This window comes from Rhodanobacter sp. LX-99 (assembly GCF_018599185.1).
In the GTDB taxonomy this organism is placed as follows: Bacteria; Pseudomonadota; Gammaproteobacteria; order Xanthomonadales; family Rhodanobacteraceae; genus Rhodanobacter.
Genome location: NZ_JAHFVL010000001.1, coordinates 209782 through 232526 on the forward strand (window position 1 = coordinate 209782; position 22745 = coordinate 232526).

General features: G+C 66.5%; 19 protein-coding genes. 7 read left to right on the forward strand and 12 right to left on the reverse strand.

Annotated elements, in window-relative coordinates:
- Nucleotides 1-410: 410 nt before the first annotated feature.
- Both prpC and prpB read right to left on the reverse strand, forming a co-directional pair.
- The gene (prpC, locus tag KK131_RS00990; RefSeq protein WP_214554618.1) at nt 411-1556 is read right to left on the reverse strand and encodes a 2-methylcitrate synthase; all 1146 of its coding nucleotides are present in this window, start codon (nt 1554-1556) and stop codon (nt 411-413) included.
- Between the two features lie 70 nt (nt 1557-1626).
- Complete coding sequence (gene prpB / locus KK131_RS00995; RefSeq protein WP_214554620.1) at nt 1627-2511, reverse strand: methylisocitrate lyase; 885 nt, start codon at nt 2509-2511, stop codon at nt 1627-1629.
- A gap of 163 nt (nt 2512-2674) precedes the next feature.
- Here prpB and KK131_RS01000 point away from each other — a divergent pair, with 163 nt between their 5' ends.
- The 3 genes from KK131_RS01000 to ahpF all read left to right on the forward strand — a co-directional run bounded on the left by KK131_RS01000 (nt 2675) and on the right by ahpF (nt 6463).
- Nucleotides 2675-3991: a dicarboxylate/amino acid:cation symporter gene (locus KK131_RS01000; RefSeq protein ID WP_214554622.1), complete on the forward strand. Its 1317-nt coding sequence runs from the start codon at nt 2675-2677 to the stop codon at nt 3989-3991.
- Nucleotides 3992-4170: 179 nt separating this feature from the next.
- Entirely contained in the window at nt 4171-4734 is a 564-nt protein-coding gene (gene ahpC, locus KK131_RS01005; protein WP_214554624.1) for an alkyl hydroperoxide reductase subunit C, read from the forward strand.
- 133 nt (nt 4735-4867) lie between these two features.
- Nucleotides 4868-6463 (forward strand): alkyl hydroperoxide reductase subunit F, encoded by a 1596-nt coding sequence (ahpF, locus tag KK131_RS01010; RefSeq protein ID WP_214554626.1) that lies wholly within the window; start codon nt 4868-4870, stop codon nt 6461-6463.
- Between the two features lie 131 nt (nt 6464-6594).
- On the opposite strand, the gene prpE is transcribed toward ahpF, so the two are convergent.
- From prpE to KK131_RS01025, 3 genes are all read right to left on the reverse strand, one after another.
- Nucleotides 6595-8496, reverse strand: a complete 1902-nt coding sequence (gene prpE / locus KK131_RS01015) for a propionate--CoA ligase (RefSeq protein ID WP_214554628.1) — start codon at nt 8494-8496, stop codon at nt 6595-6597.
- 177 nt (nt 8497-8673) lie between these two features.
- Complete coding sequence (locus tag KK131_RS01020) at nt 8674-9657, reverse strand: malate dehydrogenase (RefSeq protein ID WP_214556613.1); 984 nt, start codon at nt 9655-9657, stop codon at nt 8674-8676.
- A 91-nt stretch (nt 9658-9748) separates the two neighbouring features.
- Nucleotides 9749-10948 carry a pyridoxal phosphate-dependent aminotransferase gene (locus KK131_RS01025; protein ID WP_214554630.1) on the reverse strand — a complete coding sequence of 400 codons (1200 nt, stop codon included), beginning with the start codon at nt 10946-10948 and terminating at the stop codon, nt 9749-9751.
- A 162-nt stretch (nt 10949-11110) separates the two neighbouring features.
- On the opposite strand from KK131_RS01025, the gene KK131_RS01030 reads away from it, so the two are divergent.
- Nucleotides 11111-11365 carry a GlsB/YeaQ/YmgE family stress response membrane protein gene (locus tag KK131_RS01030; RefSeq protein ID WP_214554631.1) on the forward strand — a complete coding sequence of 85 codons (255 nt, stop codon included), beginning with the start codon at nt 11111-11113 and terminating at the stop codon, nt 11363-11365.
- A 39-nt stretch (nt 11366-11404) separates the two neighbouring features.
- Here the strand turns inward: KK131_RS01030 and KK131_RS01035 are convergent, their stop codons facing one another.
- The 3 genes from KK131_RS01035 to KK131_RS01045 all read right to left on the reverse strand — a co-directional run bounded on the left by KK131_RS01035 (nt 11405) and on the right by KK131_RS01045 (nt 14520).
- Nucleotides 11405-11836: a YidB family protein gene (locus tag KK131_RS01035; protein ID WP_214554633.1), complete on the reverse strand. Its 432-nt coding sequence runs from the start codon at nt 11834-11836 to the stop codon at nt 11405-11407.
- A gap of 163 nt (nt 11837-11999) precedes the next feature.
- A complete protein-coding gene (locus tag KK131_RS01040; RefSeq protein WP_214554635.1) occupies nt 12000-12509 on the reverse strand; it encodes a peptidylprolyl isomerase in 510 nt (169 codons plus the stop codon).
- A gap of 217 nt (nt 12510-12726) precedes the next feature.
- Nucleotides 12727-14520 carry a 3-hydroxybutyrate oligomer hydrolase family protein gene (locus KK131_RS01045; protein WP_214556614.1) on the reverse strand — a complete coding sequence of 598 codons (1794 nt, stop codon included), beginning with the start codon at nt 14518-14520 and terminating at the stop codon, nt 12727-12729.
- A 152-nt stretch (nt 14521-14672) separates the two neighbouring features.
- Here KK131_RS01045 and KK131_RS01050 point away from each other — a divergent pair, with 152 nt between their 5' ends.
- Nucleotides 14673-15332: a response regulator transcription factor gene (locus KK131_RS01050; RefSeq protein ID WP_214554636.1), complete on the forward strand. Its 660-nt coding sequence runs from the start codon at nt 14673-14675 to the stop codon at nt 15330-15332.
- 41 nt (nt 15333-15373) lie between these two features.
- On the opposite strand, the gene KK131_RS01055 is transcribed toward KK131_RS01050, so the two are convergent.
- Complete coding sequence (locus KK131_RS01055; RefSeq protein ID WP_214554637.1) at nt 15374-15670, reverse strand: helix-turn-helix transcriptional regulator; 297 nt, start codon at nt 15668-15670, stop codon at nt 15374-15376.
- Between the two features lie 169 nt (nt 15671-15839).
- On the opposite strand from KK131_RS01055, the gene KK131_RS01060 reads away from it, so the two are divergent.
- Together KK131_RS01060 and KK131_RS17590 are read left to right on the forward strand one after the other, a co-directional pair.
- A complete protein-coding gene (locus KK131_RS01060; protein ID WP_214554638.1) occupies nt 15840-16334 on the forward strand; it encodes an Sbal_3080 family lipoprotein in 495 nt (164 codons plus the stop codon).
- 119 nt (nt 16335-16453) lie between these two features.
- Nucleotides 16454-16552 carry a LuxR C-terminal-related transcriptional regulator gene (locus KK131_RS17590; protein WP_345777233.1) on the forward strand — a complete coding sequence of 33 codons (99 nt, stop codon included), beginning with the start codon at nt 16454-16456 and terminating at the stop codon, nt 16550-16552.
- A gap of 98 nt (nt 16553-16650) precedes the next feature.
- Here KK131_RS17590 and KK131_RS01070 read toward each other — a convergent pair whose 3' ends face one another.
- From KK131_RS01070 to KK131_RS01080, 3 genes are all read right to left on the reverse strand, one after another.
- Entirely contained in the window at nt 16651-18207 is a 1557-nt protein-coding gene (locus tag KK131_RS01070) for a tetratricopeptide repeat-containing sulfotransferase family protein (protein WP_250887203.1), read from the reverse strand.
- Nucleotides 18207-21515, reverse strand: a complete 3309-nt coding sequence (locus KK131_RS01075; RefSeq protein ID WP_214554640.1) for a PAS-domain containing protein — start codon at nt 21513-21515, stop codon at nt 18207-18209. The genes KK131_RS01070 and KK131_RS01075 overlap by 1 nt, the downstream gene beginning before the upstream one ends.
- A gap of 139 nt (nt 21516-21654) precedes the next feature.
- Nucleotides 21655-22692, reverse strand: coding sequence for a PHB depolymerase family esterase (locus KK131_RS01080; protein WP_214554643.1), 1038 nt, complete (start codon nt 22690-22692; stop codon nt 21655-21657).
- Between the last annotated feature and the right edge of the window lie 53 nt (nt 22693-22745).

The following is a 22745-nucleotide window of genomic DNA, read 5'->3' on the forward strand; positions in this document are numbered from 1 at the left end:
TGCGGTGACCCCCTGTTTTTTGCTCGCTTTGCAGCAAACACTCCGAGGCAATTTTTGAGCCAGCGGGAAAATTTCACCGGGACCGGCGCAATCTCGCGAAAAATCAGTCCACTGACCCACAAACCTGCCAATGAACTGCAGCTTTGTTCACACCCATGACACGGCAACCCGATTCGCCCCTGCAACAGTCCTCGCCGCTGTCAGACCGGTAAACCGCACTGCAGCACGGTTAGCTATACGGATGGACTGGAAGCAAGGTACTTACACCTGTAACAGGAGTGATACAGCGAGAAGGTCCCTCGCGCGCCGACCGTCCCGCGAGTCAGTTTCGGTTCAAGCAATCTTCACCTCGCCGACACGAAAAGGGAGCCTCGCGGCTCCCTCCCTTTCTCGTATCGGAAAATGCCTGCCTAGCGCTTGTCGATCGGCACGTAGGCCTGGTCTTCCGGGCCGGTGTAGTTCGCGCTGGGGCGAATGATCTTTCCGTCCTCGCGCTGCTCGATCACGTGCGCGCTCCAGCCGGAGGTACGCGCGATCACGAACAGCGGCGTGAACATCGCGGTGGGCACGCCCATCATGTGGTACGCGCTGGCCGAGTACCAGTCGAGGTTCGGGAACATCTTCTTGACCTCGCCCATCACCTTTTCGATCCGCTCGGAGACGTCGAACAGGGTCGGGTTGCCGCCGTCGGTGCACAGCTTGCGCGAGATCTCCTTGATGATCTCGTTGCGCGGGTCGGACACGGTGTAAACCGGGTGGCCGAAGCCGATGATGATTTCCTTGCGCTCGACGCGGGCACGGATGTCCGCTTCCGCGTCGTTCGCGCTGCGGTAGCGCGCGATGATCTCCATCGCCACCTCGTTCGCGCCGCCGTGCTTCGGGCCGCGCAGCGCACCGATCGCGCCGGTGATCGCCGAGTAGATGTCCGAACCGGTGCCGGCGATGACGCGGGCGGCGAAGGTCGAGGCATTGAACTCGTGCTCGGCGTACAGCACCAGCGACTTGTCCAGCGCCTGCGCGTGCAGATCGCTCGGCTTTTTGCCATGCAGCAGGTGCAGGAAGTGCGCGGCGATCGAGTCGTCGTCGGTCTCGGTCTCGATGCGCTTGCCGTTATGGCTGAAGTGGTACCAGTACAGCAGCATCGAGCCGAAGCTGGCCATCAGGCGGTCGGCGATGTCGCGCGCGCCGGTGACGTTGTGGTCGTCCTTCTCCGGCAGCACGGTGCCGAGCACCGAGCAGCCGGTGCGCAGCACGTCCATCGGGTGGGTGGCGGCCGGCAGCAGCTCCATCGCCGCCTTGACCGGCGCCGGCAGGCCGCGCAGGCGCTTCAGCCGCGCACGGTAGTTGTTCAACTCGGTCCAGTTCGGCAGCACGCCGTGCACCAGCAGGTAAGCCACCTCCTCGAAGCAGCCCTTGGCGGCCAGGTCGTGGATGTCATAACCGCGGTAGTGCAGGTCGTTGCCGCTGCGGCCGACCGTGCACAGCGCGGTGTTGCCCGCGGCCACGCCGGACAGGGCGACGGATTTCTTGGCCTTGGGTAGGACTTGCTCGCTCATCGGAAATCTCCAGGGTGCAGGTTTGTGCTCTTTGGCGAAGGACCGCTACGGGCCCTCCGCGCGGCAACGGTCAACTTTGCTTCGAAAAAAGCGTGTCGAGCTTGTCCTCGTAGGCGTGATAGCCGAGGAAGTCGTACAACTCCTCGCGCGTCTGCAAGGTACCGATGATGTTCTTCTGCGTGCCTTCGCGGCGCACGGTCTCGTAGAAATTGAGCGCGGCCTTGTTCATCGCGCGATAGGCGCCGCAGCAATACAGCGCGATGTCCACGCCGGCTTCGCGCAATTCGTCGGTGGTGAAGAACGGGGTGGAACCGAACTCGGTGAGGTTGGCGAGGATCGGCACCTTCACCGCACTCTTGAAACGGCGGTAGTCATCCAGCGTCTTCATCGCCTCGGGAAAGATCATGTCGGCACCGGCCTCGACGTAGGCGCAGGCGCGCTCGATCGCCGAATCGACGCCCTCCACGGCAGCGGCATCGGTGCGCGCCATGATCACGAAGCCCGGATCGGTACGCGCATCCACCGCTGCCTTGACGCGGTCGACCATCTCCTCCTTCGGCACCACTTCCTTGCCCGGACGATGACCACAGCGCTTCTGGCCGACCTGGTCCTCCATGTGCACCGCGGCCACGCCGACGCCGATGAAGGAACGGATCGTGCGCGCGATGTTGAATGCGCCGCCCCAGCCGGTGTCGATATCGACCAGCAACGGCAGCCCGGTGGCGTCGACGATGCGGCGCGCGTCGGTGAGCACGTCCTCCATCGTGCTGATGCCCAGGTCAGGCATGCCCAGCGAATTGGCGGCCACGCCACCGCCGGACAGGTACAGCGCCTTGTAGCCGACGCGTTTGGCCATCAGGCCGGCGTAGGCGGTGATCGCCCCCATGACCTGCAACGGCTGCTCGGCGGCAAGTTCCGCGCGGAAACGTGCGCCCGGGGATGCTGGCTGTGTCATGTAGCCTCCGTCAAAACGCCTATTTTAGCCTACGGCGGCTTGTCGCCGGGATTGGACCTTTTGGCACCCTTGCCGCGGCCGCAAAAGCGCGGCCCGGCGAACTCCGCCGCGATCCGGAAATTCCTGCGTGACGAATCCTCCGTGGCCCCGTACATTCAACCGGATGAGCACATCGACTCCTCTCGCAAAACGCATCCTCTGGGGCCTCGTGATCGGCGTGGTCGCTGCCGTGGCCACGCTGGGCATCGGCCAGTTGCATCCGCCCGCGCTGGCGCTGATGCAGAAGATCTCCGCCGCGGTGTTCGACCCGTTCGGGCAGATCTTCCTGCGCATGCTGTTCTTCGTGGTGATCCCGCTGGTGTTCACCTCGCTGGCCTCCGGCGTGGCCCAACTCGGTCGGCTGGACCGGCTCGGCCCGCTGGCCGGCCGCACCTTCCTGCTGTTCTTCCTCAACATGGGCATCGCCGTGATGATCGGCCTGGCGATGATGAACACGGTGCAGCCGGGCCATCACCTGGACGAGCAGGCGCGCACCCAGCTGATGCAGGAATACGGCAGCAGCGCACAGCAGTCGATCGACAAGAAGGCGGCCCAGCCCAGCATGAGCTTCGGCACGCTGGTGGAGATGTTCATGCCGCGCAACCTGGTCGGCGCCGTGGCCGGCCCCAGCCGCAATACGCTGGGCGACGTGCTGCCGCTGATCCTGTTCGCGATCCTGGTTGGTGCGGCGGCCACCCAGTTGCGGGAGAAAGAGCGCAAGCGGGTGCAAATGGCGCTGGACACGATCACCGACCTGATGACCAAGATCGTCGGCTTCGCGCTGGAACTGGCTCCCTATGCGGTGCCGGCGATGATCTACAGCGTGATCGTCAAGGTCGGCGTGGACGTGCTGCTGGCGCTGTCGGTGTTCGTGGTCGGCTGCGCCGTGGCGCTGGCGCTGCATCTGTTCGGCACCATGTCGCTGTGGCTGCGCTTCCTGGCCGGGCGCCCGCCACTGGAGTATTTCCGGCAGATCCGGCCGCTGCTGATCACCGCGTTCTCGACCAGCTCCAGCAACGCCTGCCTGCCTGCCTCGCTGGCGGTGGCGCACGACGAACTGAAGCTCGCGCCCAGCACGGCCGGCTTCGTGCTGCCGCTGGGCGCGACCATGAACATGAGCGGCACCGCCCTGTTCGAGGGCTGCGTGGTGCTGTTCGTGGCGCAGGCGTTCGGCGTGGAATTGACCCTGAGCCACCAGGCCATCCTGATGCTGCTGTCGGTGCTCAGCGCAGTCGCCGTGGCCGGCATCCCGGGCGGCTCGCTGCCGATGATCGCCGGCCTGCTGGCGACGTTCGGCATTCCGCCCGAGGGCATCGGCATCATCATCGGCGTCGACCGCATCCTCGACATGATGCGAACCACGGTGAACGTCGGCAGCGACATCGTCACCGCCACGGTGGTCGACCACCAGTTGCGCGACCGCCTCGCGGCGCCACCGTAACTCCCCCGCGCACGACGTAGCCGACCGGTGGGCTTGAAGCTGCCGCGTCCGGCCGCACATGTGAATAGTCGCATGATAGCCACAGCCAATCGAATCGATGCCAACAATCAATTAGATTTATCGAATTGGAGTGCGTAACATTCGTTTCATCCTTCAACCACCACGGGAAGCAAGCAAAGATGTCCCTGATCAATACCGAAGTGAAACCGTTCAAGGCCCAGGCCCTCAAGGCCGGCCAGTTCATCGAAGTCAGCGACGCCGACCTGAAGGGCAAGTGGTCCGTCGTGTTCTTCTACCCTGCCGACTTCACCTTCGTCTGCCCGACGGAGCTGGAGGACTTGGCTGACAATTACGCCGAATTCCAGAAGCTGGGCGTCGAGATCTACTCGGTCTCCACCGACACCCATTTCGCGCACAAGGCCTGGCACGACACCTCCGACGCGGTGAAGAAGATCAACTACACCATGGTCGGCGATCCGACCCATCAGATCTCGAAGAATTTCGAGGTGCTGATTGAAGACGCCGGCATCGCCGATCGCGGCACCTTCGTGATCGATCCTGCCGGCAAGATCCAGATCGTCGAGATCACGGCCGGCGGCATCGGCCGTGACGCCAAGGAGCTGCTGCGCAAGGTGAAGGCCGCGCAGTACGTCGCCGCCCATCCGGGCGAAGTCTGCCCGGCCAAGTGGAAGGAAGGCGAGAAGACCCTGGCGCCGTCGCTGGACCTGGTCGGCAAGATCTGATTCACCTCCGCGCGAAAGCGCCACGGACCCGGAGTTCTTCCGGGTCCGCTCTACCGAAATACCGCACAAAGCGACGCCCGGGTCCGCCCGGGCGCTCGCCACGCGCACCCTGATGAAACCCACGGAGTCCGTCATGTTGGATGCCAACCTCAAGACCCAGTTGAAGGCCTATCTGGAAAAGGTCACGCAGCCGATCGAGATCGTTGCGTCCCTGGATGACAGCGCCAAGTCCGCCGAACTGAACGAACTGCTCGAGGAAATCGTCTCGCTGTCCGGTCAGATCGCCCTGGTTCGCCGCGACGACGACGAGCGCAAGCCCTCGTTCGCGATCAACCGCGTCGGCAGCGACATCGGCGTGCGCTTCGCCGGCATTCCGCTGGGCCATGAATTCACCTCGCTCGTACTCGCTCTGCTCCAGGTCGGTGGACACCCGTCCAAGACCGCGGCGGATGTGATCGAGCAGGTACAAAATCTCGACGGTGAGTACCGCTTCGAGACCTATTTCTCGCTGTCCTGCCAGAACTGCCCCGACGTGGTGCAGGCGCTGAACCTGATGAGCGTGCTGAACCCGAAGATCCGGCACGTGGCCATCGACGGCGCGCTGTACCAGGACGAGGTCGAAGCGCGTCAGGTGATGTCGGTGCCCACCGTCTACCTCAACGGCGAAGTGTTCGACCAGGGCCGCATGAGCCTGGAGCAGATCCTGGCAAAAATCGACACCGGCGCCGGCGCCCGCGAAGCGGAAAAGATCAAGGCCAAGGGCACGTTCGACGTGCTCGTGGTCGGCGGCGGCCCGGCCGGCGCGGCGGCGGCGATCTATGCCGCACGCAAAGGCATCCGCACCGGCGTGGCGGCCGAGCGCTTCGGCGGCCAGGTGCTGGACACCATGGCGATCGAGAACTTCATCTCGGTCACCGCCACCGACGGCCCGAAGATGGGCGCGGCGCTGGAGCAGCACGTCAAGGATTACGACGTCGACGTCATGAACCTGCAGCGCGCCGAGAAACTGGTGCCGGCCAGCGGGCCGGGCGGCCTGATCGAAATCGAACTGGCCAACGGCGCCACGCTGAAGTCGAAGACCGTGATCCTCTCCACCGGCGCACGCTGGCGGCAGATGGGCGTGCCCGGCGAAGACGAGTACCGCAACAAGGGCGTGGCCTATTGCCCGCACTGCGACGGCCCGCTGTTCAAGGGCAAGCGCGTGGCGGTGATCGGCGGCGGCAACTCCGGCGTGGAGGCGGCGATCGACCTGGCCGGCATCGCCAGCCACGTCACCCTGCTCGAGTTCGACGGCAAGCTGCGTGCGGACGAAGTCCTGCAGCGCAAGCTGCGCAGCCTGCCCAACGTCGACGTCATCGTCAGTGCGCAGAGCACCGAAGTGCTGGGCGACGGGCAGAAGGTCAGCGGCCTGGCCTACAAGGACCGCGTCAGCGGCGTGACGCACAGCCTCGAACTGGAAGGCATCTTCGTGCAGATCGGCCTGCTGCCGAACACCGAATGGCTGAAAGGCACGCTGGAACTGTCGCCACGCGGCGAGATCGTCATCGACGAACGCGGCCAGACCTCGCTGCCCGGCGTGTTCGCCGCCGGCGACGCCACCACGGTGCCGTACAAGCAGATCGTGATCGCGATGGGTGCCGGTTCCACCGCCGCGCTGAGCGCGTTCGACCACCTGATCCGCAGCCCGCTTTCAGTGGCGACAACGGAGAAAGAAGCGGTAGCTGCTTGAACACTGCGGTGTTGATTGCCCTTCGACTTCGGCCCTGCGGGCCTACGCTCAGGGTGAACGGCTGGGGGTACCCGCCAACCCGTTCGCCCTGAGCGTAGCGAAGCGAAGTCGAAGGGCCACCAGCTGATAACTCAGCTCCCTTGATCCGGCCCGCGCTCCAGCGCACGACGGATATCGTCCAGCGCGCCCGGATCGTCCAGCGTGGACAAGTCCCCCGGATCGCGCTGCTCCGCCAGCGCCTGCAGCGAGCGACGCAGCAGCTTGCCGGAACGGGTCTTCGGCAAGGCATTCACCACGTAGATGCGCGAGGGTTTCGCCACGCCGCCGAGCTGGTCGACCACGCGCTGCTGCATCGCCCGCGCCACCGCGCCAGCGCTGGCGCCGTCACCGGCATCCTGCTTCAGCGTGGCGAACACGATCGGCACCTGCCCCTTCAGCTCGTCCTTCACGCCGATCACCGCCGCCTCGGCCACCGCCGGGTGGCTGGCCACCGACTCCTCGATCTCGCGCGTGCCCAGGCGGTGACCGGCCACGTTGATCACGTCGTCCGTGCGCCCAAGCACGAACGTATAGCCATCCTCGTCGCGAACCGCCCAGTCCAGCGAGCTGTACAACAGCTCCTTGAAGTGGCTGAAGTAGCTGTGCACGTAGCGGTCGTCGTCGCGCCACACGGTGGTCAGGCAGCCCGGCGGCAACGGCGGCTGGAATACCAGCACGCCCTTGGTCCCGGCCGCGACTTCCTTGCCGCTGTTCTCGTCGATCACCTTCATCCGGTAGCCCGGCGCGGGCAGGCCGGGCGAACCGAACTTCACCGTCTTCAATTCCAGCCCCGGCATCAGGGTGATCGCCGGCCAGCCGGTCTCGGTCTGCCAGTAGTTGTCGATCGCCGGCACGCCGAGCGCATCGGTGATCCATTGCGCGGTCGGCTCGTCCAGCGGCTCGCCGGCGAGGAACAGCCATTTCAGTTTCGACAGGTCGTACTTCTTCAGCCAGCTCTCGTCCTGCTTCTTCAGCACGCGGATCGCCGTGGGCGAGGAGAACATCGCGCGCACGCCGTACTGCTCGCACAGCCGCCACCAGACGCCCGCATCCGGCCGCGTCGGCAACCCTTCGTACAGCAAGGAAGTGGCTCCGCCTATCAGCGGGCCGTAGACGTTGTAGGAATGCCCCACCGCCCAGCCCACGTCCGAGGTGGCGAACATCACCTGCCCCGGTGCGATGTCGAACACGTAGCGGATCGACAGCGCCATCGCCACCGCGTAACCGCCCACGTCGCGCTGCACGCCCTTCGGCTTGCCGGTGGTGCCGGAGGTGTACAGCAGATAGCTCGGCTCATTCGACTCCAGCCAGGTCACCGGCACCTCGGCGCCCTCATGCTGCATGCGCAATTCGGCGTAGTCGAGGTCGCGTCCGGCCACGCGGGTCATCTGCGGATCCAGCTTGCGGTCGACGATCAACACGTGCGGCGGCGGTGCCGAGGCCTCGTCCAGCGCCGCGTCGACCAGCGGCTTGTACGGGATCACGTTGCCGCCGCGCATGCCGGCGTCGGCGCAGACCAGCAGCTTCGGCTGCGCATCGTCGATGCGCAGCGCCAGGTTGTGCGAGGCGAAGCCGCCGAACACCACCGAATGGATCGCACCGATGCGCGCGCAGGCCAGCATGGCGAACACCGCCTCGGCGATGTTCGGCAGGTAGATCACCACGCGGTCGCCCTTGCCCACACCCAGCGACTGCAACACGGCGGCGAACGCGTTCACCTCGCGGTGCAGCTGACGGTAGGTGAACTCACGGGTAGTGCCGGTCTCGCTGGAAACCGCCACCAGCGCCAGCTGCCCGGCGCGCTCGGCCAGGTGGCGGTCGACCGCGTTGTAGCAGAGGTTGGTGGTGCCGCCGACGAACCAGCGCCGGAACGGCGGATTCGACTGCTCGAGAATCTGCTGCGGCGGCGTATGCCAGTGGATCAGCCGCGCCTGCTCGGCCCAGAACCGCTCCGGCTCGTCGATCGACCGCCGGTAGAATTCCTCGTACTGCATGCGCATTCCATCAGGCTTGGGGACGGGTCAAGCCTAGACCAGACACGATGCGGCGCGGCACTCGACTTTCGGCGTATGCGCGAATGAAAACAGGCCGGCAAGGCCGGCCTGTTTCGAGTCACTGGATCCCGTATCAACGTGCATCCCTGCACTGCCCGGGATGACGCCATCCTGGCATCACTTGGCGAACAGGTGCTCGACGCCGGCGCGCTCTTCGCGCAGTTCCTTGTCGGTGGCGTCCATGCGGGCGCGCGAGAAGTCGTTGATCGCCAGGCCCTGCACGATCTCGTACTTGCCGTTCTTCACGGTCACCGGGTAGCCGTAGATCACGCCCGGCTTGATGCCATACGAGCCGTCGGACGGGATGCCCATCGAGACCCAGTCGCCCTCGGCGGTGCCCTGTGCCCAGTAGCGCATGTGGTCGATGGCGGCCGAGGCCGCCGAGGCCGCCGACGAGGCGCCGCGCGCCTTGATGATCGCCGCGCCGCGCTGCTGCACGGTCGGGATGAAGTCGTTCTCGTACCAGGCCTGGTCGACCAGCGACATCGCCGCCTTGCCGTTGACGGTGGCGTGATGGATGTCCGGGTACTGGGTCGAGCTGTGGTTGCCCCAGATCGTCATCCTGCGGATGTCGGTGGTGTGGCTGCCGGTCTTCTCGGCCAGCTGCGACAGCGCGCGGTTGTGGTCGAGGCGGACCATCGCGGTGAAGCACTTCGGATCCAGGTCCGGCGCATTCTGCTGGGCGATCAGGGCATTGGTGTTGGCTGGGTTGCCGACCACCAGCACCTTCACGTCGCGCTTGGCATGCGCGTTCAGCGCCTTGCCCTGCGGGCCGAAGATCGCGCCGTTCGCCTCCAGCAGATCCTTGCGCTCCATGCCGGGCCCGCGCGGGCGGGCACCGACCAGCAGTGCGTAGTCGACGTCCTTGAACGCGACGTTCGCGTCGTCGGTGGCGACCACGCCGGCCAGGGTCGGAAACGCGCAGTCGTTCAGTTCCATCACCACGCCCTGCAGCGCCGGCAGCGCCGGGGTGATTTCCAGCAGGTGCAGGATCACCGGCTGATCCGGACCCAGCATGTCGCCGGCGGCAATGCGGAACAGCAAGGCATAACCGATCTGGCCGGCGGCGCCGGTGACGGCAACTCGAACGGGGGCTTTCATCATTTGATCTCCGTGAATGGGGAATCGGGAATGGGGAATCGGAAGAGCCGCACGGGGCGATCGCCCATGCCCGGCTCCCGATCCACGTTTTTCAAGTCAGTTCAGCGAAGAACTGCTGGATGCGTTGCAGGCCCGGCTGCAATTGTGCGGTCGGGCAAGTGTAGGAAATGCGCATCGCGCGCGGCTCGCCGAACGCGGAACCGGGCACGCAGGCCACGCCCTTGGCCTCCAGCAGCGCAGCGCAGAACTCCACGTCGTTGTTGATCTTCGCGCCGTGATGGCTCTTGCCGAACGCCACGGAAATATCGGGGAATGCATAGAACGCGCCCTGCGGCCGCGGACAGGCCACGCCGGGAATCGCGCCGAGCGCGGCGACCACGATGTCGCGCTTGCCGGCGAACTCCGCGCACCTGGCGCGCGGGACGTCCTGCGGACCGCTGAATGCCGCCACCGCCGCCGCGGTGATCACTTCCGGCAGGCTGCTGATGTGGTTGGAGTTGAGCGTGGTCACCGCCTTGGCCACCGCCTCGGGGCCGGCGATCAGGCCCACGCGCCAGCCCGGCATGCCATAGGTCTTGGACACCGAGTCGACGAAGATCACCCGGTCGCGCAACTCGGGCCTGGCGAACACGAAGTTGTGATAGCCGATGCCGTCGAACACCATCGAGTTGTAGATGTCGTCGGTGATCACCCAGGTATCCGGATGCTTCACCAGCACGTCGGCCAGCGCGGCGATCTCCCCGGCGCTGTAGACCATGCCGGTGGGATTGGACGGGTTGTTGAACAGGAACACCCGCGGCTTGCGCGCCAGCGCCGCGTCGAGCTGGGTCGGGGTGAGCTTGTAGTTCTGCTCCGGCCCGCAATGCATCACGTTGACCTTCGCGCCCATGATGTCGGCGATGTCGCGGTAGGTGGTCCAGTACGGCGCGGCGAAACAGATCTCGTCCCCCTCGTCCAGCAGTGCCTCGGCCAGGTTGTACAGCACGTGCTTGGCGCCGATGCCGATCGACAGGTTCATCCGGCCGTAGCCGGAAAAGCCCAGCGCCTCGATGTGCTTGAGGAACGCATCCAGCAACACGTCGGCGCCCCGGTTGCTGCCGTACTGGCCGGAGTCGTGCGACAGCGACTCGCGCGCGGCGGCATACACATGCTCGCCGGGCAGGAAGTTCGGTACGCCGATGGAGAAGCTGATGATGTCGCGGCCGGCAGCCTTGAGCTGCTTCGCCTTCTCGGCAATCACCATGATCGCGCTGGGTTTGGCGCGGCCGACACGCTGGGCGAGCTGGGGCATGGGTATCTCACGCAGGGGGAGGAAGCAAAGGCGTCCATTTTATCACGCCGCCCGGGCCCGGCGCAGGCTGCCGGCCCTACACGCCACAGCGACACGATACGGGCATGATGGGCGCGCCCGCGCGACGGGTACCGTGAGACCTCACCTGCGAAGGAGATCCGCATGCACTGGCTTTGGGTATTCGTGATCGGACTGGTTGTCGGCCTGGTGGCCAAGCTGCTGATGCCGGGCAAGGACCCGGGCGGCTTCATCATCACCGCCATCATCGGCATCGCCGGTTCGCTGCTGGCGACCTGGGTCGGCCAGAACGTGTTCGGCTGGTACCAGGAAGGACAGTCCGCCGGCTTCGTCGCCTCGGTGATCGGCGCGGTCGTGCTGCTGCTGTTGTATCACCTGGTCAAGCGCAAGTCGGCCTGACCGCCGTCCCGGTGGAGCCCTGCTCCACCGGGACGATCTTCAGCCGAGCAGCTTGCCGGCCAGCCCTTCGAGCATGCCCAGGTCGAAGCCGCTACCGCCGCCCTGCGCCTGGCCCGGCACCCGGCCGTCCGGCGTCATGTGGTCGACCGCCTGCGGCAACACCTGCGACAAGCCGCCCAGCAGGACATTCGGATCCATGCCCAGCTTGCCTGCGGCTTCCTGCACCAGCGTACCCAAGCCGCCGTTCTGCAGCGCCTGGCCCAACTGGTCGCCCGACACCGGCTGGTTCGCGCCCGTGCCGACCCACGACTGCACCGCGCCGCCCAGCCCATGCTGCTGCAGCATGCCGACCAGGCCCTGCACGCCGCCCGCCTTCTCGATCAGCTGCCCCGCGACGGCGATCAGCGAACCGGCGCCGGCCTGCGCTCCCTGTTGTCCCTGGCCACCGAGCAAATCGTTGAGGAATGACATCGTCGTTCTCCCTGGAGAGTGATGAATCGGATGTGCAGCCCGCCGATCATAAGCCGCCTCGAAATTCGCCATGACAACGCTTCGTGAAGACCAGCCGGGAAATGCCACAAAAAAAAACCGCCGGCTGCCGGCCGGCGGTTCCTGTCGTCCGATGGCGCCCGGTTCAGCCGCGCTGGTCGAGCACCGCGTTCCATTCCGCCACGCGGTCGGCCTGCGCCGCCAGCAGCGCATCGACGTCGCCGTCCACGCTGACCTTCTCGATCGTGTCGCCCTGCCGGATCGTGTTGACCACGTCCATGTCGGCCGCACCGACCACTTCGCCGAACACGCTGTGCTTGCCGTCCAGCCACGGCGTGGGACCGTGAGTGATGAAGAACTGGCTGCCATTCGTGCGCGGGCCCGCGTTCGCCATCGACAGCACGCCCGGCTTGTCGTGACGCAGCGACGGATTGAACTCGTCCTCGAACTTGTAGCCCGGGCCGCCGCGGCCGCTGCCCTCGGGGCAACCGCCCTGGATCATGAAGTCGGCGATCACGCGATGGAACGACAGGCCGTCGTAATAGCCGCGGCGGGCCAGGTTGACGAAGCTGGCGACCGTGACCGGCGCCTTGTCTTCATGCAGGCGCAGGTGGATCGGGCCGCGGTTGGTGGTGAAGGTGACGTTGATGGTCATCGCAAATCCTTGGGTTTGAAAGCTGCTCCGCGCCACGACACGGGCACGAGGGCCGTCAAGAATAACCCAGCGAGCCTGATGAAACAGCGACCGTGGTTTTCGTGCCGAGCCGCGTCTCAACCACCGTTCGCCCCGAGCGTGGCGCAGCGAAGTCGAAGGGCAGCCCTTCGACTTCGGCCCGTCGGGCCTACGCTCAGGGCGAACGGTGAGGCGGATTCTAGGGCAGGCCCAGCGTGGCGCGTTCCAGCGGCCCTGCACCACGCGGCGTGGCCGCAGGCGTCGGTGCATCGACCGGCCACGCCGCGCCTTCGTACAGGTGCGCCCACAACCGGTCCAGCGCCGCATAGCCGTACGGCAGCAGCGGCACGTAGTGCTCGCCGAAACCGGGCAGCGCCAGGAACGCATCGAAGTGCTGCGCATGCGGCACCTTCCAGTAGATCGGCCGGCGCCCTTCGTCGCGCAGCCAGGCCACGTACGGCTCAGAACTGAACGCGGTAGGCAGCAAGCCGTCGCCGGCGCCGTGCAACACCCACAGCGGCAGGTCCCTGCGCGGCAGCCGCGCCGCGGTGGCGGCCACCGAAGCGCGCAAGGCTTGCGCTTCGTGGTCGTCGCCGGTCCACAGTGCGCGCAGGCATTCGCTGCCGATCAGGGTGGGGTCGGTCGAAACATTCACGCCGCCGAACAGGCCGATGCCGTTGCCGGGCGGAATGCCCGAACCATCCGCCCACCAGGTCGCACGTGCGACAGGATCGGCCACGCCCGGCAACCCGCCCACGCCGATCGCCGCGTAGTGAAAGCCGCATGGCATGTCGGTGGCGCCGCGACGCAGGTAGGCCGAGGCGTAGCCCGCGGCGATCACCCGCCACAGGTCGAACGCGGCCGTGCTGGCGGCCGTGCCCATCGCCTCGTCGGTCCAGCCTCGCGCGTGCAGGTATTGCCGCGCCTGCTCCGCCTGCACGGACACGGTGTTGCCGCCGAGCTTGCCCTGCGCGCGCAAGCTGGCGCAGCGGATCGGCCACGCCGGCAACGGCACGCCGCGCGGCCCGCGCGCCAACGGCGCCGCAGCGAAATAATCGGCGCTCAGCGCGCACGGCAGCCAGATCGCCGCCTCGGTGGCGTAGTCGTACAGTGCGCGGCCGCGATCCTGCACGTGCACATTCGGTTCCAGCGCCACCACGCCGGCGAAGAAGTGTTCCTGATCCAGCCCCGCCGCCTGCAGCACGGCGCCGCCGCCATTGGAGATGCCGGCAGCGATGATCTTCGTGTTCTGCGGCGTGAACGGCGCCTCGGCGGGGAACGCGCGGTCGAGCATGGCCAGTCCGAACTGCGCCGCCTGGATCACGTGCCGACCCCAGTCGGCCTCCGGGTTGTCGCCCGAATGCGCGTGCTTGATGGCGATGCCCGCCGTCGCTGGTGCCGATGATGGCTGGAACTCCAGCGTGGCGTCGCCGCGTTTCGCGCGGCGGCCGTCCAGCGCCACGCCGCTGTCGTCGGCGTAGTCGAAATAGCCGGCGCCGGTGCCCTTGTCGGTGTACGCCACCGCGCAGCCATGCGGCAAGCCCCACGCGCCGGCCAGCGCGATCGCGCCGTAGATGCCGCGCGAGCCGGACGAGGCCGTCACCACCAGGCAGCGTTTCTGCCTGTCGAAGTTGTCCGGCAGCTGCAACAGCACGCGATGCGGCGAACGGGCGCCGGGAATGCGCGCGAATGCCTGGTACTCGCGGCCCGGCACGTCCGGCACGCCGCCGTACACCGTGCCGTAGCCGCCGAACGGGCCGAGGTCGGCGATGCCTTTCCAACTGGTCTGGATCGCGCGCCGGCGCAGCTCCTGCGCACCGGGATCCAGCGGATGGGCGAACGGCGACGGCAAACCGGCCAGACCCACCAGGCCCAGGCCCGCGCTCAACAGATCATCGTGACCGCGATGCTCGGTCACCTGCACTTCTCCGTAATCGACCTCACGCATGGCGGAGTCCTTCCTCGTCATGTTGCCGGCACAGGCCGACAGCATGACGGATACCAGCGCGGACAAGAACAGCAGGCTCGAAATGCAGGCGGGTCTCTTCATCGGCTCACCATAACAAGCGCATCGCCGGCCGCCATCGTACGAAAGTCCATGCGCCGAACTCGACGCGGCCGCGGCAGCCCGCTAACTTCGGCAACATGACCAACCTGCTGATCGCCGACGACCACCCGCTGTTCCGCGCCGCGCTGCGCCTGGCCGCCAGCGAAAACCTCGACGATTGCAGCGTGCGCGAAGCGGCCGACCTGCCCGGCGTACTCGACGCGCTGGCCGCCGAGCCGGATACCGACCTGGTCCTGCTCGACCTGCACATGCCCGGCAGCCAAGGCCTGTCCGGCCTCGCCGCGTTGCGCGGCCAGCATCCCGGCGTGGCCGTGCTGGTGGTGTCGGCCCACGACGAACCGCGCATCGTGCGCCGCGTACTCGACCACGGCGCCGCCGGCTTCATCCCCAAGAGCGCCAGCCCTGCCGAGATCGGTGCGGCGATCCGCAGCGTGCTCGACTGTGGCAGCTGGCTGCCGCCCGATCTCGCCGATGCCGTCGCCGCCCTGCCGGTCGACCCCGCCGACACCGACCTCGCCAGCCGCCTCGCCCGCCTCACCGAACAGCAGTCCCGCGTGCTGGCCCTGCTCGCGGAAGGCCTGCTCAACAAGCAGATCGCCGATCGCCTGGGCATCCAGGAGCGCACGGTGAAGGCGCACGTCACGGCGATCTTCGAGAAACTGCGGGTGCGGAACCGCACACAGGCGGGCATGCTGTTGCGGTCGTTGGAACTAGGAGAGCCGGGCCTGGCTGGGTAAGCAACGCCACCCAACTGTTTCGGGCTTTCCAAGTCTGCTCGTTACCGATCTTGATACGATGGAACCTGCATCGATCCCGGCAGTGCCTCGGCGAGGCGCTTGTCCAATCGACGAGCGAACGCCGACAAGCTTGTGCCGCAGGCTTGGCACCATTCGTGTACCTGCAGAATATCGAGACGACGAACCCCGAGTTCGCAGTCCGACACGTAAGTCTGAGGACGCCCCAGGCTTCGCCCCAGCTCCGCCTGAGTCAGTCCTGCCCGGGATCGGACTTCCTTCAACAGCTCCAGCACCCAGACAAACTCGGGCTTGTGGATGGATTTTTTTGCTCGGGGCATGGCGGCGCACTTGATAGCTGCGCACCAAACCTATGTTGCCCTTTCAAATACCTGATGTTCAGGTGTAACCTGCCTGGCGGTAGCAGCAGGAGAGTGCCGCCACGCCCATCAAGCGGTATTTCGATGGCGCGGCGTTCGTCCAGAGCGCAACAGGGGGAGTGATATGAGCATGAAAGATTCCATCCGGAAACTGGCCGTTTTCGGGGCGGTAGTTCCCTGCGTATTCCTCACAGGGTGTTCTATCAAGCAAGAGGTCAAGCCAATTACCTACAGGCCACAACAAGTCTGCATCGTCAACAACACAGCCGTAAAAGAAGGCGTGCTGGACGCACTTGACGAAGGCTTCAAAAACCACGGTCTGACTCCCCGGGTCATACCCGGAGTCTATGAAGAGAAGTTCAACGCTTGGTACCCGACTTGGCAAATGCAACAAGCGCAGGGATGCGACGCGATGGTCCTGTATGTCGCGAACTGGACTTGGGACCTCGCGTTGTATATGTACTACGCGAACATATGGATGACATCCTCAAACGGTACGAGCGAGTTGGCCCGAGCGGTCTACAACTCCGGTCGAGGAGGAGCCAACCCAGCAAAGTTCATCAACGGGCACAACAAAATCATCGAACTAGTCAATCAAATGCTGGCCAGTATGCCCGCGCAATAGGCGGCGTCGGATTGCAGCTCCAACAACACCTCTTCCCTGGATTTCGAATTACTGGCCTCCTCGGCCCGGCTTTCACCTGCCCCGCCCGCCTCGCCTGACTCACCGAACAGCAGTCCCGTGTGCTTGCCCTGCTCGCGGAAGGCCTGCCCAACAAGCAGATCGCCGGTCGCCTGGGCATCCAGGAGCGCACGGTGAAGGCGCGTCACGGCGATCTTTGAGAAACTGCGGGTGAGGAACCGCAGGCGGGCGGGGATGCGGCTGAAGTCGCTGGAGCCGGGGGAACCCGGTCGAATCGTCTGAGGGCCGAACCGACCCGTCAGGATGCGACGACTGGCAAACCGAGCGCCGAGCGCAATGGATCCAGCAGAGCACCGTAGTGTCCGGCCTGTGCGGTGTTCCGGTTGAGCGGTTGCCGCACCTGTCCCGCACTGGCAGTACGCACATCGCGATCGACCTCATGGAAGCGCAGGCAGGCTGGATCGAACGGCAAATCGCAAAAATCGAGCAAACGGCGCATCTCCGCCTCGGGCCGCTCGACGAGCTCCTCGTAGACGTAGTCGTAAATCAGCCCCGGGCACTGCGCCTGCCAAAAACGCACCAGGCGATCGTAGTCGCGCCAGTAAGCAGCCAGCTCGCGAAAATCGTAGCTGTAGAGCTGGTCTGTCTTGAACTCATGTTTGAAGCAGCTCCAACAGGTTTCCACCGGATCGCGGCGACAGTGGATGAAGCGCGCCCCGGGCAGCATTGCGCGTGCTGCACCGACGACTTGCCACTTGCCCAACTCCTTGTCGGTGAAGATCGGTCGTTGCCGACGCCAATGTGCCGTGCGCTCGAGATAGGCATTACCGAGCCTGGCCCAATCCTCAGCCGTTGCCATCGGTGCCCACTGCGGAATGTCCATGCCGCGGCGCACTGACTCTTCATGCAGCACAACGCCGAGGTCGCTGATCTCACCGGATCCCTCGACCTGAGGATGGGCACTGAGGATCTGCTCGATCAGGGTCGAGCCAGAGCGCGGCATGCCGAACAGCAGGATTACCTCGTGGCCACGCCTGGAATCCGGCGCATGTGGCAATGGCTGCGGAAATGCCTGCATGGTGTCATCGACGAAACGGCTGGTCCGGGCAGGATCCCACTGAATGTGCCTGCGTTTGGCTGCATTCGTCTCGACCAGGACCTCAAACGCCTCGGCATAACGCTGGTTCGCCTCGAGCGCCTGGCCATAGGCGAAGCCGAGCGAGATGCGGTAGTCCTCCCTTATGCCCGGGAGTGAATGGACACGTCTGATCTCGGCAAGATCGTGTTCGCTCAGCCGCGCCGCCTTCAGACTGACCAATGGCGTCCACGCCTCGATGGAATCCGGATGCCGGGCCAGCACATGGCGCAGGTCTGCCTCGGCCTCCTTGAGTCGACCGAGCGTCTTCAACGAATCGGCACGCAGGATGCGGGCCTCCGCATCTTCCGGCTCCAGCTCAAGAAAGCGTGTCAGCGCCGTGCAAGCCTCGGCAGCGTCGGCAACGCCCTCGAGCGCCTTGGCCAGGTTGTACCAGTAGTTGGCGCGCTGCGGCGCCAGTTCACAGGCCCGCCGCAATGCCACTACCGCACCCGACATGTTGCCGGCCGCACCGAGCGCACTACCAAGATTGTTGTACACCGTGGCGTCGTCGGGGCGAGCGCGAAGAACCTGCTGCAATACAGCCGCGGCCTCCTGGAAGCGCCCCTGCATGTGCAATGCCACCGCTTGCCGGCGCAGCAATTCCGGGTGATCCGGCACCAGGATCAACGCCCTTTCGAGTACATCGCCGGCAGCCGCGAATTCACCGCGTCCGAGGCAAGCATCGGCGCGCCGCAAGAGATTTCGCCTGAAACGCATCACGCACGCATCGCGCCTGCCGCCACCCGCTGCAGCATTTGCCGCAACGCCAGCGGCTTCAGCGGCTTGTACAGCACGCCTATCCCGGCCTCCAGCAGGCGCTGGCGCAACTCGCCGTCCCGGTCAGCCGTCAGCATGACGGTCGGCACGTCGACGTGCCGCATATTCAGCTGCTGCCATGCCTCCAGCCCGGTGTGCCCGCCGTCCAGGTGGAAATCAATGATGTGCAGGTCGGGCCGCCATGGCGCAGCAAGCGCCTGCTCGGCATTGCGCGCGGCATGCACGTGCCAGCCCCAACCGGTCAGCAGGCTGCTGAGCGCGGCGAGAGCGGCTGGTTCGTTGTCGAGCAGCAGGGCCCGACCGGCGGGCAATGATTGCTGCGCGCTGGCGGCCGGCTGCAACTGCGCTACGGTTTTTGCGACCGGCACGTCGAGGTGGAATACGCTGCCGCGGCCAAGCCGGGAGCGCAGGCCGAGCGGATGGCCCAGCAGGTCGGCCATGCGCTGCGCGATGGACAAGCCAAGCCCGAGCCCCTGCCCGCCCGCGGCGCTGCCGCGGCGGAATTCCTGGAAGATCAGCTGCTGTTCTTCCGGCGCGATGCCGGGACCGCTGTCCCACACCTCGACGCGCAAATGAGCGCCACGCCGGCGCACGCCCAGCAGCACGCGGCCATGTTCGGCGTAGCGCAAAGCGTTGGACAGGAAGTTCTGCAGCACCCGGCGCAGCAGCTGCGGATCGGAATGCACCCAGGCACGCGTGCCGACCACGTCCAGCCGCACGCCGCGGTCGAGCGCGATGGCGCGGAATTCGGCGGCCAGCGGATCGAGCACCTCGGCCAGCGCGAACGCGCGCGGCTGCGGATGCAGGCGGCCGCCTTCGAGCCGGGCCACGTCGAGCAAGCCGGTGAGCAGGCCTTCAGTGGCGGCCAGTGCGCCGTTGAGATGCTGTGCGGTGGCAGCATCGCCGCCACGTTCGGTGAGCGCATGGGCGAACAGCTGTGCCGCGTGCAGCGGCTGCATCAGGTCGTGGGTGACCGCGGCGAGGAAGCGGCTCTTCGCCTCGTTCGCGGCCTGCGCCTCGGCCGAGGCCGCGGCGAGTTCGCGGGTGCGTTCTTCCACGCGAAGTTCCAGCGTCTCGTTGACGCGCTTCAGCGCGGCCTCGGCCTGACGGAACGCGGTGACGTCGGTGAAGGTGGCCACGAAGCCGCCGCCGGGCATCGGGTTGCCGCGGATCTCGACGATGGTGCCGCCGGGGAAGCGCCGCTCGGACAGGTGCCGCGTGCCGGCGCGCATGTGCGCCAGCCGGCGTTGCACGCGCGCGTCCACTTCGCCGGGACCGAGCATGCCGGCGTCGATGTTGTGGCGGGTCAGCTCGGCGACCGGGCGGCCTACCTGCAGCAGTTCGGACGGGTAGTCGAACAGACGCGCGTACGGCGTGTTCCAGGCGACCAGGTGCAGTTCGGCGTCGACCACGCAGATGCCCTGGCTCATGTTCTCCAGCGCCGCCTCCAGCACGCGCTGGTTGAAGCGCAGGTCCTGCGCCGCCTCGCCGACGATCGCCACCACCGTGTCCAGGTCGTCGCGGCCCTGTCGGTGCACCACTTCCAGCAGCAATCGCGCCGAAGCGGCGCCGATCACCGCAGCCAGCTCGTGTTCGACCTCGGCGACCCGCGCACTGCCGGCAGGTCCCACGGACGGTGCGCTGGCAAACAGGTGCTCGACCCGTTCCGACGGCAGGAAGCGCATCGCCAGCGCGCGCAGCTCGACCAAGCCGACATCACCCACGCTGACCGCGCGCGCCGCCCTGCCGAAACGCGAACCGGCCACCGCCAGCATCACCACGATATTCACCAGCAGGCTCACCACCACGGCGCGACCCAGCCGGTTCCAGTTGCCCAGCCCGAGCAGGCCATCGGGTGCCAGCCAATGCAGACCGAACGGACCGCCGTGCAGCCATGCCGGCGCCACCGGCAACAAGGTCGGCAGCACCGCGTAGATCCACACCAGGGTGCCTGCGGCGAGCCCGGCCATCACCGCGCGCGAACCCAGCTGCGGCCGGTACACCGCCGCCAGCAGCGCCGGCGTGAGCCCGGCCAGCGCGGAGAACGAGATCGCGCCGATATCGGCCAGCACCTCGTTGCGCGCCAGCACGCGGCTGTACGCCCACGCCAGCAGGATCAGCACCAAGATCGCCACGCGCCGATGGTTAAGCAGTTCACCGCGCAGGTCGCCATGCTCGTCGCGCCCCCAGCCGGCGCGCACGCGCAGCGGCGCGATGAAGTGGTTGACCACCATCAAGCTCAACGCCAGCGTGGCGATCACCACCATGCTGGTGGCCGCGCTCAGGCCGCCGAGAAACGCGATCAACGCGAGGCCATGCTCGCCGCGCGCCAGCGGCAACGCCAGCACGTACATGTCCGACGACACCCCGCTCGACCCCAGCCACGCATCGCCCAATCGCGCCAGCGGCAGGATCGGCAGCGAGATCAGCAGCAGGTACAGCGGGAACAGCCAGCGCGCGGTGCGCAGCTGCCCGTCGTCGCGGCACTCCACGATGCCCGCGTAGAACTGGTGCGGCATGGTGAACATCGCCAGCGCGCCGAGCAGGATCAACGCCGGGAAACCGCCGCTGTCCGGCGGCGGCGGAATATAGCTGGGCAAGCCTGCCGGCAAGGCGGTGAACAGCAGCGTGCCCAGCGCCAGCATCGCGCCAAGCTTGAACAGCGACTCGAACGCCATCGCCAGCACCAGCCCGCGATTGTGCGCCATCGTCGACGCGCGCCGCGTGCCGAACAGCATCGCGAACAGCGCCATCAGCAACGCCACGTACAGCGCGCTGTCCTGCCACGGGTTGGATTCGGCCAGCTGGCCGCGGCTGAGGATGCCGTAGCTCATCGCCACCGCCTTCAGCTGCAATGCGATGTACGGCACGATGCCGATCACCACCACCGCGGTGACCAGCGCCGCCAGCCCGGAATGCCGTCCCAGCCGCACCGCGATCAGGTCGGCCAGCGACCCGGCGTTGTATTCGCGCACCAGCTGCACCAGCCGGCCGAGGAACTTCAGCGCGAACAGGTACATCAGGATCGCCCCGACAAACGTCGGCGGCAGCCACCAGCCCGAACGGCTGGCCTGGGTCACCGTACCGTAGAACGTCCACGAGGTGCAGTGGATCGCCAACGACAGCGCATACACGATGGCCCAGCGTTTTTCGAATAGCTGCGGGCGGCGCTCACCGAGCAGTGCCACGCCGAACAGCAGGGCGAGCCAGCACAATGCGGCAAACGCGATGACGCTGGCGCTCAGCATGCCGGGATCCATGGGCAGCCGTACTCCCTCCCCTGCTTGCAGGGGAGGGTTGCGGCGGGGTGCTTTTGATCTTTGCGCAAGCTCGGACAACCCCCTCCCGACCTCCCCCTGCACGCAGGGAGAGGAGCAGAAGCAGCCATCAATGCCCTACTGGCACCCCTAGCGCCCGCACCGCGTTCACCACCCAGCGCAACTGCACGCCGTAGCGGCTGTCGTAGTCGGCTCCGGAATATCCCCACCAGTCCCAGCATGCTTGCGGATTCAAGGGCGCGAAACTTGCGCGGGTCTGAGGATATAGCACCGCCACGTCATAAACGTCGGCCCAGCGGTTGAAGCCGGCACCCTCGACGAAGGCCTTGCCCACCGCGTCGGCATTCTGCTTGCAGCCGTGGAACGCGACCATCACGCCGCACGGCTTGCCGGCCAGGCAATCCGGCGGCAGGTAGACATAGCCGGTGTCGGCCATGAAGGCATCGGTACCCTCGGGGCGCAGCGCATCCTGGTCGAACGCGCGCAGCTCGCCGCGCGCCTGGATCGCCGCACGCGCCGGCTTGCCGAACATCTGCGCGAAGATCTCGCCGGCGGCGTCGAAGCCGCAGTGGCCGAGATACGGTGCCACCGACTTGTCGCAATCGTCGCCGCTGCCGGCCACCGGCAGGTTGTGCGCGAACGCACGCTGGCCATCGTCATGTACCTGCATGTTCTTCAGGCCCGGCGTGCCGTCACGCAGTTGCTCGTAGAAATGCGCGCCGGCCTCCGCCACCGCCGGTGCGACCAGCGCGTCGTCCTTGCCGTGCAGCAGGTAGACGCGGGCGTGGGCCAGGTCCTTCAGCGCGCCGATCTCACCTGACACCGAGCGCTTCGCGGCATTGGCCACCAGCGCCGCCACGTCCGGTGCCGGCGTGCCCTTCATGCAGCTGCCCAGTGCCACGTCCAGCTTGCCGCCGGCGCAGCCGTAAGGGCCGCCGGCAACCAGGGCTGCATTCGGGAACAGTTCCGGATACGCCAATTGCATCTGCGCCGCCATGTATGCGCCGGACGAGAGGCCGACCACGGCGGTGCGCGCCGGATCGATTTTCAATCCGGGCAGGCTCGAACCGGCATCTTTCGCGCAGGCGCTGCCGGCGCTGGCCAGCAGGGCCAGCCACAGCAGGCGGGTTACCCATCGGGTGTTCATCGGTCCGCTCCGTTCGGTCATTCCAGTCCAGACGTCACGCCGGGTGGGCAAGG

Coding starts and splice junctions, on each gene's coding strand:
- prpC (WP_214554618.1), bottom strand. CDS start 1,556: ATGAGCGAGCAAGTCCTACCCAAGGCCAAGAAATCCGTCGCCCTGTCC.
- prpB (WP_214554620.1), bottom strand. CDS start 2,511: ATGACACAGCCAGCATCCCCGGGCGCACGTTTCCGCGCGGAACTTGCC.
- KK131_RS01000 (WP_214554622.1), top strand. CDS start 2,675: ATGAGCACATCGACTCCTCTCGCAAAACGCATCCTCTGGGGCCTCGTG.
- ahpC (WP_214554624.1), top strand. CDS start 4,171: ATGTCCCTGATCAATACCGAAGTGAAACCGTTCAAGGCCCAGGCCCTC.
- ahpF (WP_214554626.1), top strand. CDS start 4,868: ATGTTGGATGCCAACCTCAAGACCCAGTTGAAGGCCTATCTGGAAAAG.
- prpE (WP_214554628.1), bottom strand. CDS start 8,496: ATGCAGTACGAGGAATTCTACCGGCGGTCGATCGACGAGCCGGAGCGG.
- KK131_RS01020 (WP_214556613.1), bottom strand. CDS start 9,657: ATGAAAGCCCCCGTTCGAGTTGCCGTCACCGGCGCCGCCGGCCAGATC.
- KK131_RS01025 (WP_214554630.1), bottom strand. CDS start 10,948: ATGCCCCAGCTCGCCCAGCGTGTCGGCCGCGCCAAACCCAGCGCGATC.
- KK131_RS01030 (WP_214554631.1), top strand. CDS start 11,111: ATGCACTGGCTTTGGGTATTCGTGATCGGACTGGTTGTCGGCCTGGTG.
- KK131_RS01035 (WP_214554633.1), bottom strand. CDS start 11,836: ATGTCATTCCTCAACGATTTGCTCGGTGGCCAGGGACAACAGGGAGCG.
- KK131_RS01040 (WP_214554635.1), bottom strand. CDS start 12,509: ATGACCATCAACGTCACCTTCACCACCAACCGCGGCCCGATCCACCTG.
- KK131_RS01045 (WP_214556614.1), bottom strand. CDS start 14,520: ATGCTGTCGGCCTGTGCCGGCAACATGACGAGGAAGGACTCCGCCATG.
- KK131_RS01050 (WP_214554636.1), top strand. CDS start 14,673: ATGACCAACCTGCTGATCGCCGACGACCACCCGCTGTTCCGCGCCGCG.
- KK131_RS01055 (WP_214554637.1), bottom strand. CDS start 15,670: ATGCCCCGAGCAAAAAAATCCATCCACAAGCCCGAGTTTGTCTGGGTG.
- KK131_RS01060 (WP_214554638.1), top strand. CDS start 15,840: ATGAAAGATTCCATCCGGAAACTGGCCGTTTTCGGGGCGGTAGTTCCC.
- KK131_RS01070 (WP_250887203.1), bottom strand. CDS start 18,207: ATGCGTTTCAGGCGAAATCTCTTGCGGCGCGCCGATGCTTGCCTCGGA.
- KK131_RS01075 (WP_214554640.1), bottom strand. CDS start 21,515: ATGCTGAGCGCCAGCGTCATCGCGTTTGCCGCATTGTGCTGGCTCGCC.
- KK131_RS01080 (WP_214554643.1), bottom strand. CDS start 22,692: ATGAACACCCGATGGGTAACCCGCCTGCTGTGGCTGGCCCTGCTGGCC.